We start from the raw sequence: 16,325 nt of genomic DNA, 5'->3' as shown, positions 1-16,325 counted from the left end.
AACTTCATTTTTTTATGTTAACCTCTACATTTGTAGAAGGTATAACCCAAAAATCAGTGGTTTTCATGTACAGCGCTTGAATCTTGTTTCTGCACTTCTTCTTTATTCTATTCAGGCTGTTGTAATACTGGATTGGTCTTTTTCGCTTATTGAGCTTGATTGACTTGTTCTTGTTTAGGGTTTGACGGTTGCTTTATTTCTTCTTGTTTGTTTGATTTTTTTTGCTCAGAAGAAGGTACGACTTGTTCTTGTGTAGGGTTTGATGGTTGCTTTGTTTCTTCTTGGCTGTTTGACTCTTTTTGCCCAGAAGAAGGTACGACTTGTTCTTGCGTAGGGTTTGATGGTTGCTTTATTTCTTCCTGGCTGTTTGACTCTTTTTGCTCAGAAGAAGGTACGACTTGTTCTTGCTCTGTTTTTCCAGACGTGTTATTAACCTGTTGCGCTTTTTTCTCTTCTATTTTCTTTTGTAGGGTTAGAATAAATCCTTCCATTTTTTGTACTGATATTTGCTTATCAACATTATCCTTAATACTCCCTACTTTAGTAAAACCCGCTTGTACATATTGAAGCACTTGCTTACTTGAATCGCTATTATTTACTCTTACATTTTCTACTGATTGCTTATAATAATCTTCTATTTCTGTATATATGTGTTGCAAGGCTTCTCGTTCCACTTTCACTTTTTCAAACTGTTCTCTCCATTGCTGCGCTTTTTGTTCGAGTACTTCTACAGAATCAGCTTGCGTTTCCTTATTCATTCCTTCAGTTCCATTTAAAATCAAATTCTCATGCTGTTGCGTTTCTTTCACCAAAGTATCAATCGTTTTTGGAAATACAATTGCAGTTGAAACAGTAGAATGTATTTTTGTCTCATTTACAAAAGCAGCCTCTGTATACGTAACTACTTGTGATCCCATATAGAAAGCTATTGAACACATACATGGTAACATGAGTATTGTTTTTATTTTTTTTGATGATTTCATCATTCCAACCTCTCCCATTACTCGCATTCAATTCTCTATAAAGAACATAATTTCATTATATAGAATAAAATCCGAAAATCAAATAAAAAATATAGAATTTTTTTACATTTTTTGTGACATATGACCTTTTTGTATGGTAAAAAAACCTAATTCTATCAATCTAATCTCTCGTATACATATCTCCGTATAATAGTTCGAAAATAATATATATAAATAGACTATCAATTTGATAGCCTATTTATATAATTATTTCTCGCTACCAACTGTTTGCTGTGCATCAAATGTCCATTTCAGCTCAAGCATATCTCCTTGGAATCGATTTTAATTTTTTTCCATTATCTACAAACTCAAATTTCACTTTAAATGTATTCTTGTTTCTCGCCTTAATTCCCTTCTCCTTTAATAACTCCAAAAGTGCATCATTATTAACTGGTATTGAAGGTTTCCCCAATAATATCTTTATATTTATAATCTCTAAAATGAAGAAAATAACGGAATTATACAGATTGTCCTACATCTGCAGATTTCTTTTTCTTTTCGCTATCAATGCTACGGATTGCACTAAAAATAGAAATTGCAGAGTACCCAAGTAAACATATGCCTGGAATAATTAAAAGTAAGGCTGCTCCTGCTTTTGAATTCGCATAATTCAACAAATATCCCACATATGGAACTGTAATATTTCCATATTTCCCAATAACATTTTCTGCTAAGACTGGTTTTAAATCCGGCCCATTATTATTGTCACCTTTCGTTTCATACATTACTTTCCCATTTACGTTTTTCACATCAATAATACGGTGAGTTACAATTTTTTTATCGCTTTCTTTAAAAGTAATTACATCGTCTTTTTTATATTTAGATCCATCTTTCGTTGGTTCGATTGCAATAATTGACCCTGTTAAAAATGTTGGTTCCATCGATCCAGATAGTACTGTTTTAAATTGATATCCCATTACAGTCGGATCCCCGCCGCTTGCTTTTGATGAGATGACAATAAACGCTAAAAAAACCATTAACGCAAATAAAACAAATGAGATGACGTTACTCATAATCTTCCAAACTAGTTTCATCATTATCTCCTCCTCTTTATTATGTATATGCACGTAAAAACTAGGATATCCTAAGTTGTTCTTAAAAAAGAACTCAAGTCAATACTATAATGAACGAATGAAAAACGCAATAAAAAATAGGCAATTGATCATTGCCTATTCCACTTCTGAAACCGCATTCTTTTTAGCTCGTCTTACCACATATAAACCGATTATTATTAAAGCAATAATTCCAGCTCCAATACTTACCATCAACCCAAAAGGATACGTAGGTTCAGCTGGCTTTATATTTTTTTTCGGCATTGCAAATGTAACATCTTCCTTAGAAAGAACATTAATACTTTCAATCTTTTGATTGTTTTTCGTCACGTCTACTATTCCAATTACATCCCCGCGATGAATCCCCTTTTGATATAGTTTTTCTTTATCAACCGGAGCCGTTCTAAAGACTGTTTTTACATTCTTACCTTCATCTTTCTTCAACATCAATTCTGCACTTTTTTCAAGTTCACAATCTATATTTTTATCTAAATATGTTGCTTTCTGATGCCAATTATTTTTATCTAAAACCATTTGCTTAGCAAATTGTGAGAAAGAATGATCTGCAATTTGACGCATATCTTCGTAAATCTCTGGTCTTTGTGACGCCATCACAACATTGACAATACGATTACCATCTTTCTCATTTAATAATACAAGTGTATTGCGTGCTTCATTTGTAAAACCTGTTTTTCCACCAATACTATATGGATTTTCGAAATAAGTAGCCTTATTAAAAATAGAAACCGTTTGTCTAGATGTTGTAACCGTTGTTCGTTTCGTATTCATAGCTTGTAAAATCTCAGGGTATTGTTGAACCCCTCTCGTGATCATTGCCATATCATATGCCGTCGTATAATGATTCGGATCATGTAAACCATTCGGCGTTACAAAATGACTATCCTTTGCCCCTAACTGCTTCGCTTTCTCGTTCATCATATTCACAAAGTTTTCTATACTTCCACCAATACGTTCACCAATTGCATACGCAACATCATTTGCACTTAATACCATTAAAATTGTTAGTGCTGTATTACGATTGATTGTTTCACCTACCTGAAATTCAAGCTGATAATTACTCTTTTCCTGATCTAATGCAGGTTGTGAAAACGTAAATTGCTCCTCTGGCTTCGTATGCTCCATTAATAAAATAGCAGTCAATACTTTCGTCATACTTGCCGGAAATGCATGTTGATGTGCATTTTTGTCATACAAAACATCCCCTGTTTTTGCATCAATTGAAACTGCAAACTGCCCAAACACATTTGGACCCGGACCAGGTGCCGGCACTGGTTCAGTTCCAGTTTCAGCGTACAATGTCATAGGCGTTAAAAAGAATAAACAAATCACCATAATAAAAACCGAAATTTTCTTGCAATTTACCATATGACTCTCCCTTTTCTATTTTCTTTTACCTTATATACTAATTCTACCAATCCGACATTAAATTGGTATTTAAATGGAAAATTAATTGCCGTTTTTCACTATATCATAATTTTACAAGAAAAGACATAATCATGCGCATAAAAATAAGAAGGACTCATTCTTACTTGTCCTTCTCATCAGCCAATAAATCTATTAAATTATTCCCTGCTTCCTCTTCTGTAATCTCATCGGTCATTCCCATGAAGGACCAACCCTTTGAATCTACCCATTCAATAAACTCATCTAAAAACTCATCATGAGAGACATCAACATCAAGAATCGCACCATTTATTGAGATCGTTCTATTTCTAGATACACGTATCTTGAAAGATTTTCTTACCATTTGTATATACCTCTTTAATCTATAAAGTATTTATAAATCTATTTTCTGTTTCTGTTATACCCTATTTCCACGAAATTGTAAAAAGAAGATCCTACCAAAACAAATATAAATTTAATATTTATTTGCTATGTTGCTTAATATAATCCTCATAAGTAGTTATTGCACTAGCATCACCAGCACCAGCTTTTGCACTGTTAAACACATTTCTCGCTTCCAATCTGTTTTGTCCGATATCAAGATCATGTAAAATACGGTGAACATATACTAAAGCTGTTGTATCATGATTTTGAATTGAAATATGAAGCAATTTTCTAGCTCGGTCTAAATCTTCCTTTAAATTGCCTTTAGTCAACGAAGCAGCTTCTTTTAAAGTGGTATCAATTAACTTGAATCCCCATTCGTTCACTTCCCAATCTGGAGCATCGGTCTTCTCTAGATTTTCATACCTTTCCCAACCAGTAATCGTATTTAAATCACTATGCGTTTCTCTTATCTTCATTCCAATATCTTTTGATTTATCTACCTCTTCGATTTGCTCAGTCTTTTCAGCATTCATTTCTTTCTTATCTGTTTTATAAAACAACATAATGCCACCGAATATTAATCCAAATAAAACAAGATACCCAACAAGAATAATTCCTTTTCCGCTCCTTCTAAACAAAGTGATACGCCCCTTCAAATTATTTCCTATTTTAAATTATATCAATTTTAAATTGTGTTATAGGATAAAATTAATATTTAACTTAATGAAACGCAAAAAATCACTTCAGCTTCATGAGTGAGTAATTCTCTTACTATTTACTATTAAACTACATGAAAATGTGCTCCCAACAAAATATAAATGTGTTATTCTACCAGGTTCCATTTTAAACATTGTAGTTAAAAACTATTGTAAGGTGCCACTTAATTTTGTATAATCAAACCAACAGAATTATCAGACATATATAAATTATCACTTTTATCATGATCCCGTAGCTCAGCAGGGAGAGCGCCACCTTGACAGGGTGGAGGTCGTGAGTTCGAGCCTCTCCGGGGTCATAAAACTTAATAGTATCAAGGCTTGAGAGGACATTCTCAAAAGCTAAAACTGTGGAGGTCTCCATCAGACACCACAAGTTAAATGAGGACTACTTCTAGTCAGCTAATCAGCTAGCTCGGGGGTAGTCCTCTTTTTTTTGTTTCTATAAAACTGAGAAAGGACTGATAAGAAAATGCTACTTAAGTTTGCTATGAAGGACTTCAAGGAGGAAAAAGAGTTCGCTAATCTGTCTCCTCGTACTATTCAAGCTTACATGGCTACACTGCATGAGTTCCAAGCGTTCTGCTCTGAGAGGGAACTTATTGATACACGAGACATTAGAGAAGCAACTGTTAAGAGCTATCTCATGTATTGCCAAAAGACGAGAGGGAACAACGTAGTAACTAGAAATACCAAGCTTCACCATCTCAAGATTTTCTTTAACTATTTACAACATGAGGACGTTATCACTGAGAAAGAAAACCCTATTCGTAAAATGAAGCTGGCTAAAGAGGATATAAAAATTGAGGTTTTTCAAGATGAACATATCAAACAAATGCTTTGCTACTATAGGAGACTTAAAGCAAGAAATAAAAGCTTCCACGCTTATCGAGACCACACTATTATTGTTTTCCTTTTAGGAACTGGCTCAAGGTTAGGAGAGCTTACCAATATACGCTGGAGTGAATTGGACTTGGTAAACCAAACGGTAACCCTATTCGGTAAAGCTCGTAAGCAACAGACTGTCCCTCTCACGGACAAGCTTGTAAAAGAGCTTTGTGAGTACAAGATGTTTGTAGAACGTGAGCTAGGTAAAACCCCTGAGTACGTCTTTACTACTCGGGAAGGTACTCAGCTTACACCTAATGGTATCAAACTCATATTTAAGCGGCTCAAACAAGTAATGAACTTTAAAGATGTTCGCTTATCAGCTCATACTTTCCGTCATACTTTTGCTCATCGTTGCTTAATGGCTGGCATGGACGTTTTTACTCTCCAAAGAATGCTGAGACATAGCAACTTGAGAATGACTGAGAGGTATCTTGCTCTTTGGGGAACTGCCTTGAAAGAGCAAAACGATAAGTTTAATCCACTTAATTCACTTGAGATTTAAGACAAATAAAAAGAGAACCCTGCTCTAGTTTGGCGACCTGACAGGGTTCTCTCTTGGAGGAAAACTCGAAGGAGCTTTCTTGTTTGCTATTGTATCATGCTCATTGGTACTAGCTCAAGGGGTGTTCCTTCTATAAAGATGGAGGGACTATATAATATGAAGGAACTAAGAAGCCACCAAGTATTTGATTCATTAGACCAACTCAACGAGTTTACTGATAAGGTGCTAGCTCAAGTGGAAATGAATGAACTAGATAGAAGCGTATTTATTATGCTGAGCAGGTACTCTGTAAAGGTACTAGGAGTTTGCTGGCTCAAAGTAAACACAATAGCAGAAGCTCTAGAGGTTAGCTATAAGACTGTACAGAGAAGCCTAGCTCGTTTAGTAAATAAGAACATAATCAAACGAGTGGAAACTATGAGGGCCGTCTCTGGGGGTTATGGAGCTTCCCTTACTATTATGTGTCCTATCGGGTTGTCCTATCGTGAGGAAGATGTAGAGCCTTGCCACGCACCTACTGAGGAGGAAACTGAGCAGGATATAATTTAACTTATCGAGCATATACTACATGGTATCCGACTCAAGGAAGTACGTGTGCTACATTAAATACTGTGGAGGAATGCCATGTAGTATGCTATATGGGTTGTACTATGTAGCTCATCCTCGTGATAACAAAAGAACAAAAACACACGAGTAAGGTTGATTAGTAAATCTATCTAGACCAATGTATAGGGAAATATTTACATATGTTTCTGAGCAGGATAACCTAAGGGAGACTTTTTTCACAAAAAAGACCCTTGGTTCATCTGTTCCCCAAACAGGTGAACCTCTTTTTTATTCCAATGAGGACGGACTGAAAAGTCTCCTCAAAAAAAATAAATTAAAAAAATTCTAATATGGTTTTCCTTATAGGGGTGGGTCGATGAGAAGGACTAGGGGGTTGCTCAAAGGGGTAAGCCGACTAGGATGACTGTGGAGGGTAGCCTCAAGAGTATATCTATTAAACACAATATAGTTCCTTGAAAGTATTAAATCTGTAAATGTTAACTACCGACACATCCGTATAGGGGTATACTTATATATTTAGGGGGGGAGGATATAGCTGGAAGCTAGGAAGGAAAGCTGAACAGGTAAGCTAGAAAACTAGACTCGCAGAGCCTTCTGATAAGCTCACAGAGAAGTCCTAGTGCCTTATTAGTACAAACACATTAGAATGATTTATAGAGCCTTATAAGGCGTTCTCATTAGCATACTACATAGTCCTTCTCATATGTATTACCTATGTAGTAGCTAATAGGGTATGCATACTTAGTCCTGTCTCATTGTGTATCATATCCCTATGAGTACGGTACTGTGTAGGTGTAGATACATAGGGTGTACTGTATAGGGTAGATGTATAGGTGTACCTGTAGCAGTCCTACCTCAAGGGTACAACAAAGAAAGAGCCACCTGTGTAGGTGACTCAATGGCTTGTATCTATAAAGCATCTTCCTGCTCTGCCATCTGAATAGGGTGAAAGCCTACCGTGTAATTTGAGGTGGCATCTACGATAGTACTCGATAGCTTGAGACTCTGTGGGGAAAGTCTTGGAGTGTTTGAATGAGCCTTTACTAATATGAGTTTGCCAGCTACCCCTAGACAAGCTAGCACCTTTACATTCTTTGTTGGCACTATTACCTGCGACACTTACCTCTCTCAGGTTATCCCATGTATTTAGGGTTTTATCCCTGTTAACGTGGTCAACAACATAACCATCTCGGATAGGTCTGCCTAGCTTCCACTCCAGAGCTAGCTTGTGCAAGTTCTTGACCCTATCATTAATCCTAACTTGTGGGTATCCTTTTGTTTTGCTAGTAACAGCAGTCTCTATAATAGGGAAGTCAACTGAGAAGGTAAACTCTATCTTAGTCCCATCTCGTTTGGTTACTGTGTAGATACGCTTATCATCTTCAATCCTCCAAGGTGTAGGCTTAATCTTATGATTAACATACGAGCCTACTGAGGTAGTAACTGCGTCAGTCCACCCTTTAAAGTAGCCCTTGTCAGCTCGGCAAATCCTTTCCAATTTAGAGTCTACCTTCCTCATGTTAGCACGAGTTAGCGACTCCCCTTGAGAATGCCAATATTTGATTCTCTCCACAATCAACTCTCTAGTCCATCTCATTTGCTTACTCATTATCCTTGTCCCCTTTAAGTTTTCGCTTATTGATTTCATGATAGAGTTTGCCTTGACTGATACCTATCTGAGAAGTGATTTCCTTAACACTGTACTCTCTTGAGTCATACATCTTGAGAGCGGTCTTCACCTTATCATCATCCACTCTAGGACGCCCTATGTGGGCACCTCGCTTTCTAGCGGCTTCTTGTACTTCCTTAACTCGTTCAACAATTAAGTCTCGCTCTAGCTGTGCTATGGAGGCTAACAAAGTTAGGGTAAACTTACCAGTACTGCTTGACGTGTCTATATTCTCCTTGAGGGAGACAAATGTTACTCCTTCTTTGTCCAGCTCGTCAATCGTTGTTAGGATATCCAATGTGTTCCTGCCTAGCCTTGAGATGGATTCTACTATTAAGCTGTCGCCCTGCCTTAACAGTTCCCTTACTTGCTTTAAGCCTTCACGTTCCTTAGTGGTTCCTGTAAACTTCTCAGTTACTAACTTGTCATATCCGTATACTGTTAAGGAGTCTATTTGTCTGTTTAGGTTCTGCTTATCAGTGGACACTCTAGCGTAAGCAATTCTCATTTGTATCATCTCCTTTGTTATTAAGGATAGTTTATCATGAGGAAGATTTATTTGTAAACACTAAATGTAATCTTATTTGTAATAACTTTATGGAATCTGCAAAAGGCTTGCCTACAGTGTTCCACCTCAAGGGGATGACTATTACATAAACTATCGTTTTATGTAATCTTGGAGTAGACTCTAAGGAATGACTATGCGTACGCTAACGAGCTAGGATATCTCGGATTCACATAACACAGCATTACTATTCTACCAGTTACTACTATATAGTTCTGATATGAGTTTAGCTAAAAAGGATTGCATCGAGGTCGGGGTTTACCTATTTAGCACACCTCTGTATATTACCTGTGAGTATGTAACTTACAAGTAATAAAAGGCCAATTAGAATACTTTCAAATCAATTATATAGTGACCTAGAAGTTATTCTAATCGGCTTCTCTTGTTTAAGATCCAGGTCTGATTCGTTATACACAAAAGTGAATCTATCGAGAGGGAAGTTTTCAGGATTTTGGTTTGCCAGGCGCCTGAAAAATCTAAGTAAAATTTAAAACTTCGGGTCTAATTCACGAGATAATACGCTAGGTTTTACAAGAGATAAGCCGTCCTAATGTATTTGTATTCCTTCGAATATACGTACTCAATTTCGCTGATAATTCTCTAGGAAAAACGATTATAAAATACGAAATAATAAATTTAAGATGCAAAAAACCGCCCTTACAGGCGGTTTTCTTTTACACTTCTATATCTTTTCCCCCTGTTACCACTTTATCTCTCCACAACACTAGTAGTTTTCTAAATTCAGAGGTTTCAATTTTACACTGATTATTTGGGGGATCCATAAAAAAGTTAATAGCACTTGTATAATTAGGTTCAATGTAGACGGCTGCCACATTTCCTTCTATTTCATATTGCGGGAATTTTCCGCCTACTACATTATCTAAAACCTGTATATATTCATCTGCCTCATCGTCTAAAATATCTTCTAAAAATGAGAAATAATAGAAACCTCTTTTGGCAAACGTATTCGTAATCCGCCAAGTCCATCACGATAAAATTCGTATGTATATTTCATTTTTCACCTCCTTGTATAAACAGGATACGCAGTTATTATCTCATTGTTTTTTATAATCATTTCTACTTTAAATCCATGAGATGTTTGTCCTACATACCTAACTGTATCCGTATGCTTCTTTGATAGAATCAAGTACCTGTACTTCATCCCATTCTTTAGGGAAAAATGAAGAAAGGGCTGTTTTTGTTTCACCGCCTACTTTTACTTTTGCTTTATATACCCCTACAGAATTTGGTGCATGGGTAATTCTAACTATCTCGCCCCCCATCATACTTTCATGGTGATATTCGATAGCTTTTAATCCCCACCTTTTTTGTCTTACTTCTCCATGAAAAAGATGATCCATAAGTGATGGATCAAATCTACACGGGACTCTTCCACCTCTAACAAACTGATAGATTGCTAGTTTTTCAATATCTTGACTCATCTTTTTCCTCCTACCGTGGGACAAGTCGTATGTAGCCGGTACAGTCGACACAGGACCCGTATTTACTATCGACGCGAAAGTAAACGTCGATGGATATCCGCAGTATTGCGTGCATAATCCGAGAGGGAAAACGTACTACATTACGGCTAGTGTGAAGTATGTGAGTTGGCTTAGATAATTTGAAGGGAAATACAAACCTTGTCCACTAAGTTTATATTTATTTCGAATTTTCTTCTCTAAATTTTTTAACTGCATCTGTCCAAATAAGAATTAATTTCCTTAATTCTTTTGTATCTATTTTACACCAATCACCCATACCATCATCGGCAAGATTGTCATAAATACTCGTTTCTTCTTTTCGAATCTCAAGACCACACACATTACCACTTAATTCTGTATATTCGATTTCTTCATTTAATACAGCATCTATCGCATTTATTGCGTAAGATGGAGGGGCACCTTGAATATCAGACATCAAAAAAGTTGCTATTAAATATTTTTTTTCATCCTCCATTTTAATTATTAATGATTTATTGCCACTCTTAAATTGTATTGTATCAAATTGATATGAAATCATTGTTGTGTTCTCCTTTTTGATATTTAATATAAAGGGTATGCAGAAATTATCTTTCCGTCTCCATTAATATACATTTGAATTTCCATGCCATTTGGTAGATCTCCAACATAAGTATTACGAGTCCCTGGAACAAATTGTTTATTTCTATAGGCTTCATTAATTGCATTAACAATTTCTTGTGCATCCCAGTCTTTTGGAAAGAACGTTGATATTCCTCCATTCGATGTTTTAGGAACACCATTAACCTCAATTTCTGCTCTATATACACCGTATTGGTTTGGAGACGATTCTGTTCCAGGCATTAGTCTACCTGGCGAATTTGGTATAACTTCTGAATGGTATCCTACTGCTTGACCTCTTGCATTAATTTCTCCTTCAAAAACATGTTTTACGGCTCTATCATCCCTAAAATTTCCTGTATCTTTGAGGTCGTCGATTGAATCAATAAATTTTTTAACTTTGGTCTCTTCATCTATAGTTATTTTTGTATCACTCTTCAAACCACCTCCATCGTTAGCAAACTGATGAGTCGATAGCTTTTCTTCAGCTTCAAAAGCAGTAGAATTCAAACTAGACCTTAGATTAAGTCCATTTGTATCAGCAAACGCCAATCGATTTTCTATGCTTAAATTATCAACCCAATTTGTAACAGTTTGTTGTATACGTGGTACTTTGATGTCCTTTACTTTTGCATATCTGGCTCCTTTTAACACTTTTGTGATTTTACCAATACCTTTATCACCAATTAGTCCTACTCCTATTCCTGTTAGGGCATAACTAAACCATATTACAGCATCTTCAAAATCACCATTTTTTACATTCTTAATATATGAATCTGAAAGGACATTGTACATGGTTCTAAGGGTATTAAAAGGGTGCGATGCAGCATACCCCATATCTTCCCACGTTTCCTTGTCTCCCAATGCTTTAAAATCTTCTATTCCGTCTCTAACAGCTCGTCCAGAACCGACACGTACACCTTCATCAAGCTGGTCTAATATAGTCTTGTCATTCTTCATGAAATCAGATTGACCAGGTTCTTCAACACCTTGACTGGAAAACCGTTCTGCTTCACGCTTTGCTATAATTTCTTGAATAGAAGTTGTCCACTCCATATTCAACCCTTGTGTACTAAACGTGCCACTTGCGGGACTAAAACCTTTCCCACTTTGGACTTCAGCAAGACCCGTCGCAATGCTAGCTACTAATTGAATTGCTGTACTATAGTTATTGCTAGACGTTTGATTAAATTCATATAGATGATCTAACTTTTCTTGCAGTTTTTTCCTCATGACAGTAAAAAGATTCGCCATAGCGTCCATACCCGGGATTGGCATAGCTTGACTGACGGCTTCCATACTTGTTTTCATTCGGTCAATTTCTTGAATTTGTTCTAATATTTCTTGTTCGATTACATCCGTTGAGGCTACCTTTGATTCAAATTGACTTGGAAAAGCATCATTCTGACGAATCAATTCCTCACATAAGTAAATGATTCCTTGTGCTAAAGGACGAAAAGTTTCTGTAAAGAATGCTTTTGCACTGCTATAAGTTTGTCCTTGTAGAACAGTATCAATTGCAAAAGCGTCAATCGACTGAATAGCTTGTTCCATACCTTGAATGGTAGCCGTACATACAGCATTCATGCTCTGAGTCTGGTTCTGTACTTCTCCCAAATACATATTTAAACTCATGCATTGACCTCCCTTACTAATTGTTGTTGCTGATAGGAAAGGTCGTTTTCTAAATCACTAAGGTCTCGTCTTTCTTTAAGCAACGTTTCTTTTTGGTTTTCCAATTCGAATGTAAGTTTTCGCTCAATGTGCCCTGCTTCTTGGCGCATATTCATAAAAAAATGAGATAAATCTTTATCCCCATGCCAAGTTTCTAGAATTCGATTAAATAAACGATTGCTTCGACTTTTCCATTCGTGAAAATCTGCTTCCGCTTGTTCCTGAGTTTGGATCGCAGATTGATTCCGATCCTGTTCTTCAAATACACTTTTTAATTTTTGATTTAATTGATTGATTTGTTTTTCAATATCTTGAATCATCGTATTCCTCCTACCATTTTACCTTTACGTAGGTTTTCACATTAGCGAAGAGTGTTGTGAAGTTCGTTATCCATTCTCTCGAACTCTTGGGCTACTGAATGAATATTATCCACCGCTTGTTGAAAGGCGGCACAAAATTGTTTCGTTAAATCTAAAGCTTGTTGGTTCGCTTCTTGCGCTTTGGAGTTAACAGATAGCGTAGTACGTGTCGCCTTTTTTATAGAACGATTTGTCGCACTTTGGATTGTATCCGAAGCTGCTCTCATCTGTGTAGCGATTTGTTGTGCCGCTTGAAAATTACTTTGAAATTGTCCCATTGTTTAAATCCTTTCTACTATATTCATGGAGAATTATACCATATTTCTAAGTTTCTCCATTAGGAATTGTGTTGGTAATGAAAAAGGATATATAGTTACGGTGAATCTAACCTCTTCACCTAGATTCTTTATTTCATCTTAAATAGTACGTATTGTACAAGAAACCAATATAAATATACTATCTACATAGAAAGCTACAAATCACCTGAGAAGTACAACTCAAAAATTTCCCCTGTGGAGGTTGTTGCAAAAAGTACTTGACCAATGAATATAACTCCTTTAGTATTTTCCGTAAGAAACTCTAATTGAAGTGGTTCTCAATGAGAATAATAACTTGAGAGTCCTGATACATATAGGTTAAATATCCCCAAACCTCTACAGTCCACTGGGAAGTTACCCTTGACAGGGTGGAGGTCGTGAGTTCGAGCCTCTCCGGGGTCATCGTTTACCGTGAAATAGCGTTCTATCAATGGATAGAACGCTATTTTTATTCGTTGTTTTAGCTGACAGGATTGCGGTAAACCGCCAAACTGTATGTCCGTATGGAAGCCTCCTATTTCGTTATAAAACGGAAAGGAGTTTTTTTGTTTGTCTTCAAATCGTTTAAAAGGAAAAAGTCTGAAACAAACGCATACTACTCACCATACTTTGAATGATTTACACGTCTATTTACAATGTTCACTCATATAAAAAAACTGACGGGTGCCTTACGTCAATACCGCGCGAACTTGTATTTAAACGAAAAAGGCATCCCTAATTCATCTACTCTTAATACAGAAATAATACGAAACAATGTCCTTTATATGTGAAGTGAAAAGGTTAAAAATCTTAACGAGCCTTTAAAGAAAATTTAAATATTACCTTTAGATAAAATGTTATGTAAATCACTCATAAATAGGGGATACATAATTAATTTTCACTAGACTAACATTCAATCATTTTTAACTTGATCACATACAATGATAAGAATAATAAATAAGGAGATGCATAATAATGTCGAAACCGTCCTATGGTTACGTTACACTTGTAGGTAACAATCCTATAGAAATTAAACCAGGTGCAAACATAAAATTTAATAGAAACGGTCCATTAAATCGTATGGTGTTTACCCCGCCTAATGACACCCTAATAATACTTAAATCAGGCGACTATAAAATCGAATATATATTATTAATTGATGGTCCTGCTTCTACTTCAGTATATGGTTTAATTTTAAATGATTCTTTAGTAGGTGGGCGACTTACTAATTATGGTATACAAAGACAAGTGGCTGGAGCGAGTCTGATACTCACTGGACAAGCTATTATCAATATTCCCAAACGCTCAACACTACAACTTCGAAATATAGGATCAACTACAGATGTGTTACTACCAATTCTAAACGGACACAAAATTAATGCTGCATCATTAACTATCGAGATATGAAATTAATAACTTGTATGGAATATCGATATCCTACGGTTGAAATGAGAGATGAAACTTTGGATTAAGTATGAACAAAACGAAAGGCACTCTTAAGAGTGCCCGTATAGTTTATCGGTATTACTTAGGTATCCAATAAAAAACGGTACCAACGATAATCAAAAGAATAAACAATACAACGATTAGAGCAAAACCGCTCCCCCAACCTCCATTGCACTCATACCCGTATCCATAATCATAATAGACACCCATAAAACGGGACGAACGTATAACTACTTAGCTATAAACGTTGATATAGCGGTATTCGTAACTGGCGCTGGCCCACAGTTTGACTTACGTTAGACTAACGACTTCTAGTAAAAGCTCGACAGGGTGGAGGTCACTGGTTCGAACCCAATCGGGATCATAAAATACGGCAAAATAGCGTTCTATCAATGGATAGGACGCTATTTTTATAATCAATCATGGGAAATATTTTTCAACTATATATACACAAAGAGAGGGCATATATTTATCCCTCTCTTCTGTCCCACCAATATTAATCTTGCTCATCCATCATTTCCTCAAACGCAGCAGACACTTTTTCAAACTCCTTGTCACTCTCAATGTATGACAATTCACCATCATCTTCTACTTTTAAAAAGAAGATGTCAATATCTTCATCTGTTTCCTTTTGAAGGTCCTCTACAAAGCCGACAGCAATGTATTCTGCTCCTTCGACATTCATCGTTCCCAGCACTTCAACTTCCTGCTCCTGATCACTCTCATCGCTAAGGGTAAAAATTTCGCCTACTTCAATTTCCTCCATATGCGTACTCCTCCTTTCATAATCTAAAAAATAGAGCGTTCAAATCGCATACCTACTAACATATCTTTCCATAAAAAATCAAATCAATGCGCAAAAAACAACAAATTCTTGCTGCTTCAGCGTAAATACCCATCCAAAAAGATATCATTCGTGAATATAAACTAACATATTTCGTATTAGATAATTGGATCAACTAAAGTAATTAAAGTCCCAACGGTTTCAAAAAATTAGAAATATCCTATTTTAGATTTTCGAAAGACCTCCTTGATCCATAATTATTTCTTTTATATAGGAAGCAGGGAAGCCATCTTGTAACAGCTGTTTCATCATTTTCATATAAGGGTTAATATGCTTAAAATATTTCTTATAGGATGCACATAGATAATTTAATCCTGGCTCATTTTGATTTGAAACTAGAAATCTATTTTTAGGACATTCACCATGACAAGCGAATCGAACCTCGCAATTTCTACACACTAAGGGCAGTGTATCTCGCTTCTTCATACCAAAGGCAAGCTGTGATGGGGAATTTATCATATTTACTAATCCGTCTGTAATATTTCCTAATCGATATTCAGGATAAACGTAATGATCACAAGAAAACAGATCACCATTATGTTCCATAGCGACCGCTCTACCACACTCTTTTGCAAAAATACAGACTGGTGACGGAATTCCGATCCAGGAAGCTAATGCCCATTCAAAATTCATAACATAAATCGCCCCTACATCATGCTGCACCCACTCAGTGAATTACCCCTCCTTAACACTCTTACGAGTCGTTTGAAGAAGGGGCTTCCTGTTTCATAGAGCGTTGCTGCTTGGGAATCCAAGCAGTCTTACATACTCTCCATAGGCGTCGTTTATACTGTTCGGACACAACCTTGCCCTACAGTTTCATTCTTCAGTCGTTCTCACAAGTAATTGCTCT

General features: G+C 36.2%; 19 protein-coding genes, 1 tRNA gene and 2 pseudogenes. 5 read left to right on the top strand and 17 right to left on the bottom strand.

Going from position 1 to position 16,325, the window contains the following annotated elements:
• Positions 1–146 precede the first annotated feature (146 nt).
• From JDS96_RS07980 to JDS96_RS07960, 6 genes are all read right to left on the bottom strand, one after another.
• Positions 147–986 carry a DUF4047 domain-containing protein gene (locus JDS96_RS07980; RefSeq protein ID WP_199666562.1) on the bottom strand — a complete coding sequence of 280 codons (840 nt, stop codon included), beginning with the start codon at positions 984–986 and terminating at the stop codon, positions 147–149.
• A gap of 243 nt (positions 987–1,229) precedes the next feature.
• Positions 1,230–1,286, bottom strand: coding sequence for a hypothetical protein (locus JDS96_RS33220; RefSeq protein ID WP_374220994.1), 57 nt, complete (start codon positions 1,284–1,286; stop codon positions 1,230–1,232).
• 194 nt (positions 1,287–1,480) lie between these two features.
• The gene (sipW, locus tag JDS96_RS07975; RefSeq protein WP_016113886.1) at positions 1,481–2,056 is read right to left on the bottom strand and encodes a signal peptidase I SipW; all 576 of its coding nucleotides are present in this window, start codon (positions 2,054–2,056) and stop codon (positions 1,481–1,483) included.
• A 135-nt stretch (positions 2,057–2,191) separates the two neighbouring features.
• Entirely contained in the window at positions 2,192–3,460 is a 1,269-nt protein-coding gene (locus JDS96_RS07970; RefSeq protein WP_199666561.1) for a D-alanyl-D-alanine carboxypeptidase family protein, read from the bottom strand.
• A gap of 160 nt (positions 3,461–3,620) precedes the next feature.
• The gene (locus tag JDS96_RS07965) at positions 3,621–3,842 is read right to left on the bottom strand and encodes a hypothetical protein (RefSeq protein ID WP_006094068.1); all 222 of its coding nucleotides are present in this window, start codon (positions 3,840–3,842) and stop codon (positions 3,621–3,623) included.
• A 118-nt stretch (positions 3,843–3,960) separates the two neighbouring features.
• A complete protein-coding gene (locus JDS96_RS07960; RefSeq protein ID WP_199666560.1) occupies positions 3,961–4,503 on the bottom strand; it encodes a hypothetical protein in 543 nt (180 codons plus the stop codon).
• A 304-nt stretch (positions 4,504–4,807) separates the two neighbouring features.
• On the opposite strand from JDS96_RS07960, the gene JDS96_RS07955 reads away from it, so the two are divergent.
• From JDS96_RS07955 to JDS96_RS07945, 3 genes are all read left to right on the top strand, one after another.
• Positions 4,808–4,880, top strand: a tRNA-Val gene (locus JDS96_RS07955).
• Positions 4,881–5,053: 173 nt separating this feature from the next.
• Entirely contained in the window at positions 5,054–5,974 is a 921-nt protein-coding gene (locus tag JDS96_RS07950; RefSeq protein ID WP_199666559.1) for a tyrosine-type recombinase/integrase, read from the top strand.
• A 156-nt stretch (positions 5,975–6,130) separates the two neighbouring features.
• On the top strand, positions 6,131–6,523 hold the full coding sequence (locus tag JDS96_RS07945; RefSeq protein WP_242479877.1) for a helix-turn-helix domain-containing protein: 393 nt from the start codon (positions 6,131–6,133) through the stop codon (positions 6,521–6,523).
• 913 nt (positions 6,524–7,436) lie between these two features.
• Here the strand turns inward: JDS96_RS07945 and JDS96_RS07940 are convergent.
• The 4 genes and pseudogenes from JDS96_RS07940 to JDS96_RS07925 all read right to left on the bottom strand — a co-directional run bounded on the left by JDS96_RS07940 (position 7,437) and on the right by JDS96_RS07925 (position 10,217).
• On the bottom strand, positions 7,437–8,150 hold the full coding sequence (locus tag JDS96_RS07940) for an HNH endonuclease signature motif containing protein (protein ID WP_199666558.1): 714 nt from the start codon (positions 8,148–8,150) through the stop codon (positions 7,437–7,439).
• Positions 8,143–8,718, bottom strand: coding sequence for a recombinase family protein (locus JDS96_RS07935; RefSeq protein WP_199666557.1), 576 nt, complete (start codon positions 8,716–8,718; stop codon positions 8,143–8,145). The genes JDS96_RS07940 and JDS96_RS07935 overlap by 8 nt, the downstream gene beginning before the upstream one ends.
• Positions 8,719–9,449: 731 nt before the next feature.
• A pseudogene (locus JDS96_RS07930) lies at positions 9,450–9,790 on the bottom strand (hypothetical protein).
• A 97-nt stretch (positions 9,791–9,887) separates the two neighbouring features.
• Positions 9,888–10,217, bottom strand: coding sequence for an EndoU domain-containing protein (locus JDS96_RS07925; RefSeq protein WP_242479876.1), 330 nt, complete (start codon positions 10,215–10,217; stop codon positions 9,888–9,890).
• A gap of 16 nt (positions 10,218–10,233) precedes the next feature.
• On the opposite strand from JDS96_RS07925, the pseudogene JDS96_RS31935 reads away from it, so the two are divergent.
• Positions 10,234–10,395 (top strand): annotated as a pseudogene (locus JDS96_RS31935) (N-acetylmuramoyl-L-alanine amidase); the annotation flags it as partial.
• Between the two features lie 39 nt (positions 10,396–10,434).
• On the opposite strand, the gene JDS96_RS07920 reads toward JDS96_RS31935, so the two are convergent.
• From JDS96_RS07920 to JDS96_RS07905, 4 genes are read right to left on the bottom strand one after another with little or no spacing between them, the layout of a single operon-like run.
• On the bottom strand, positions 10,435–10,794 hold the full coding sequence (locus JDS96_RS07920; protein ID WP_242479875.1) for a hypothetical protein: 360 nt from the start codon (positions 10,792–10,794) through the stop codon (positions 10,435–10,437).
• A 23-nt stretch (positions 10,795–10,817) separates the two neighbouring features.
• A complete protein-coding gene (locus tag JDS96_RS07915; protein WP_199666556.1) occupies positions 10,818–12,488 on the bottom strand; it encodes an EndoU domain-containing protein in 1,671 nt (556 codons plus the stop codon).
• Entirely contained in the window at positions 12,485–12,847 is a 363-nt protein-coding gene (locus tag JDS96_RS07910; protein WP_199666555.1) for a DUF3958 family protein, read from the bottom strand. Before JDS96_RS07910 ends, JDS96_RS07915 begins: the two co-directional genes overlap by 4 nt.
• A gap of 41 nt (positions 12,848–12,888) precedes the next feature.
• Entirely contained in the window at positions 12,889–13,164 is a 276-nt protein-coding gene (locus tag JDS96_RS07905; protein ID WP_199666554.1) for a TIGR04197 family type VII secretion effector, read from the bottom strand.
• 993 nt (positions 13,165–14,157) lie between these two features.
• Between JDS96_RS07905 and JDS96_RS07900 the strand changes: the two genes are divergently transcribed.
• A complete protein-coding gene (locus JDS96_RS07900) occupies positions 14,158–14,589 on the top strand; it encodes a hypothetical protein (RefSeq protein ID WP_199666553.1) in 432 nt (143 codons plus the stop codon).
• A 117-nt stretch (positions 14,590–14,706) separates the two neighbouring features.
• On the opposite strand, the gene JDS96_RS07895 is transcribed toward JDS96_RS07900, so the two are convergent.
• From JDS96_RS07895 to JDS96_RS07885, 3 genes are all read right to left on the bottom strand, one after another.
• Complete coding sequence (locus JDS96_RS07895; RefSeq protein ID WP_199666552.1) at positions 14,707–14,838, bottom strand: YjcZ family sporulation protein; 132 nt, start codon at positions 14,836–14,838, stop codon at positions 14,707–14,709.
• Positions 14,839–15,124: 286 nt separating this feature from the next.
• A complete protein-coding gene (locus tag JDS96_RS07890) occupies positions 15,125–15,394 on the bottom strand; it encodes a DUF1292 domain-containing protein (protein ID WP_033798120.1) in 270 nt (89 codons plus the stop codon).
• Between the two features lie 243 nt (positions 15,395–15,637).
• On the bottom strand, positions 15,638–16,105 hold the full coding sequence (locus JDS96_RS07885) for an SPASM domain-containing protein (protein ID WP_206777033.1): 468 nt from the start codon (positions 16,103–16,105) through the stop codon (positions 15,638–15,640).
• Positions 16,106–16,325 lie beyond the last annotated feature (220 nt).

The organism is Bacillus cereus group sp. N21 (assembly GCF_016483395.1).
In the GTDB taxonomy this organism is placed as follows: domain Bacteria; phylum Bacillota; class Bacilli; order Bacillales; family Bacillaceae_G; genus Bacillus_A; species Bacillus_A pseudomycoides.
The sequence above is the reverse complement of the archived record's forward strand: the minus strand, read 5'-3'. Positions and strand labels throughout refer to the sequence as shown.